The sequence below is a fragment of the Caballeronia sp. genome (assembly GCF_049581465.1).
In the GTDB taxonomy this organism is placed as follows: Bacteria; Pseudomonadota; Gammaproteobacteria; order Burkholderiales; family Burkholderiaceae; genus Caballeronia.
Genome location: NZ_JBAUSA010000378.1, coordinates 1 through 2,843 on the forward strand (window position 1 = coordinate 1; position 2,843 = coordinate 2,843).

A 2,843-nucleotide genomic window follows, 5' to 3' on the forward strand; every position below is an offset into this window, starting at 1 on the left:
CAGCAACTCAGGTGCGACACGGGGCACATCCTCAGAGTAGATCACCGTGCCGACGAAGTCGGGCATTGCCATGCACTCATCGACGGTATATCCAATGTATTCCTTGACCGATGGATTGATCCAGCGCGGCTCGCCATCCAGTCCCCACCAGATTTCCCAGTTGACCGTGCAATCGGCAATCGCGCGGAATTTCTCCTCGCTCTCGCGCAACTCGCGCGTCATGCTGGAGGCGAGACGCATGGCGCGGCCACGGCCGGTCATCGTTAGCCAGGCGAGCAGCGCGAGGAGAAAGCTGAGCCCGGTGCCGGTGCCCGCGATCAGCATTTCAGCGTTACGGCCGAAGCGCGCCTTGAAGTCCTTGCGGGCGGTCATCGAGAGCGTCCAGTCATGTCCCGCGACGACCAGGTACTCGTTGGCCCGAATAGCTGAGGGCAACCGCTGGCCGCCCCCGTCAGGAAAGCGGTACAGAAGTGCCGCAGCGGAGGGTTCGACGCCGTCGTAGATGGCCAAAGCGAGGCCGGGTGACTGCTCGCCGTAAAGGCTGGCGATCACGTCGCTCATGCGAAAAGACGCGTAGACCCAACCGACCAGATGCGCCCTGCGCTGAGCAACGCTATTCAGCGGCTGGCCCCGGGTGTAGATCGGCAGATACATGATGAAACCGGGTTGTGCGTCGGCCTCTGAATCCACGGCCAATTTGACCTTCCCCGAAATCGCCGCCATGCCAGAATCGCGCGCCTTCTCCATGGCAAGCCGCCGCACGGGGTCGGCCCAGGCGTCAAAGCCAAGCGGTGCTTGATTGCGGCCAATATACGGTTCGCGCTGGACGATAGGCGCGTAGTTTTCGCGCGAGCCCGCGGGGCGGATAATGTAGTCAACGAAACCGTATTGATGCATGGCGGCGACGTGGGCATCCTTGCTTGTCGAAGGTATCCACGTGACAACCCCGATGGCCTGGATGCCGGAGAAGTTGGCGTCCAGATTGAGCGCATCCACGTAGTCGCGGAAATTATCGCGATCCATTGCGCCGGTGGCGGCGAACAGCGCCTGCGCGCCGCGCAGCGTCTGCTCGTAGGCTGCCATGCGCTGTTCGACGCGGCTAGCGGCATCGCCCATCGAGAAGTTGAATTGGGACAGCAATTCATTGCGGGCGGCTTGCCGTTCGTGATCCCAAACGACCCAGGTCACGCCGAGCGCGGCGGACAAGATCAGTAAGGGCAACAGGATCAGGCGTGCCCAGGTCAAGATGGGGGCGCCTTGAAATCGACCAGGGAATTGGCGAGGTCGGGTTTGAAATACTTCTGGAAAATCCGCCGGACGGTTCCATCTGCACGCATGTCATTCACCAGCGCGCGCCACTTATCCTGCTCACCCGCGGACAGCGCTTTTTTCGACATGATGAGACCGTGGGGTACGGAGGGATCGTTGAATTCGATGACCCGGGTCAAGTCGCGGATCTTCTTTTCATCCAGGGCGGGGTAATCGAAGGGCTCCATGATCATCCCCTGGATGCGTCGCAGGATCAGCGCCTGATACAACGGGTCCAGGCCGCCCGCCTGGGTGACGCGATTGGCCGCGGCCAGATTGTCGACCAGACTGTTGGCGGCGGGGCTATAGCGAAAGCTGCGAATGACACCGAGTTGAAACGGATCGCCGTGCTCGAAATCGGCCAACTGGCGTATGCCCGAATCCTTGCGCACCAGCAAATAATATTTGTTGCTGAAGTACCAGGCGAACGAGGCGTACCGGTTGCGTTCCTCGTTCGCGATGCCCGACAGGCTGAAATCCAGTGCGCCGGACTCGATCAGTTGCCAAATACGGGCGCGCGACATGAGGCTGACAGCGACCTTGCAGCCGCTGCGGCGAATCAGTTCCTCGGCGAAGTCCTTGTCGATGCCGGTGTCGGTGTCCGAGGAGTAGAGCAGACCGTGATCGTGCAGCGCGAGCGTGAATGGACGCGAACAGTCGGGACCGGCCGCAAATGCGCTCCCAAGGCAGCACAGCATAAGCAGCAAGCAGCCAAGACCGTGTCGGATCACAGCGTCTCCATGGTGGAAGAGGTGACTAAGGGTGACTAAGGGTGACTAAGGTACAGCACTCTTTGTTTACGTCGATCTTGATGGCGTGTTTAGTCATCGGAAGCATTCGATGCAAAAGGACTCCACGCGTATTATCGGCAGCGCCCTGCCGTTCTTTAGGGACATCTGCATTTTTTCGAACGGATTTTCCCGGTGGGTTGAATCGCCGCCTGGCGTTGACTTGGCCGAGCGAACAAAGCAAACGATTGCCTAGACGGCAAATACGCCGAAACCTTACCGGCGGCGCAGCCCGGCGGAAACGTTTTCACATGGTAAGGATAACTGACATCACCAATGCGAGGGGGCAGATTATGGATGGCTAAACGCCGGTGAGCCGATAGAATGCGTGGTCACTACGCTGCGATGACGCCCGCGACCGCGGCCAACGCCTTTCACCATCCTGTCACTCTGGTCAAGCACAGCATGCAGAGCAGCATCATGAATCTGGCGGTCAGCCGCCTTCACCGCCTCGCGGCGTGCGCGGTCGCCGGGTTCATCCTGTGTGTCGTGCTTGCCGTGCTGCCGGTGGCGCATGTCGCTGCACCGGCGATCGCGCCGTTCCTGCCGCTGTTCTCCATGGCCGTGTTCGCGACCGAAGGCCTGACCGCTTACCTGCTGTGGACGCAGTTCCTGATTACCCGCCAGGCCTTCCTGGCCGCGCTGGCGGGTGTCTACGCCTACACGGCGATGACCGTGGCAATTCAGTTGCTGGTCTTCCCCGGCGTGTTCTCAGCGACTGGTTTGCTCGGCGCCGGTCCTCAAAGC

Annotated in this window: 3 protein-coding genes; 1 reads left to right on the forward strand and 2 read right to left on the reverse strand. The window is 60.7% G+C overall.

Annotated elements, in window-relative coordinates:
- Together WCA53_RS09400 and WCA53_RS09405 are read right to left on the reverse strand one after the other, a co-directional pair.
- On the reverse strand, positions 1–1,245 hold a 1,245-nt coding region (locus WCA53_RS09400), incomplete at its 3' end, for a CHASE domain-containing protein (protein ID WP_423908356.1).
- A complete protein-coding gene (locus WCA53_RS09405) occupies positions 1,242–2,039 on the reverse strand; it encodes a substrate-binding periplasmic protein (RefSeq protein ID WP_423908358.1) in 798 nt (265 codons plus the stop codon). The genes WCA53_RS09400 and WCA53_RS09405, both read right to left, overlap by 4 nt.
- 381 nt (positions 2,040–2,420) lie before the next feature.
- Here WCA53_RS09405 and WCA53_RS09410 point away from each other — a divergent pair.
- On the forward strand, positions 2,421–2,843 hold a 423-nt coding region (locus tag WCA53_RS09410), incomplete at its 3' end, for an MASE4 domain-containing protein (RefSeq protein ID WP_423908360.1).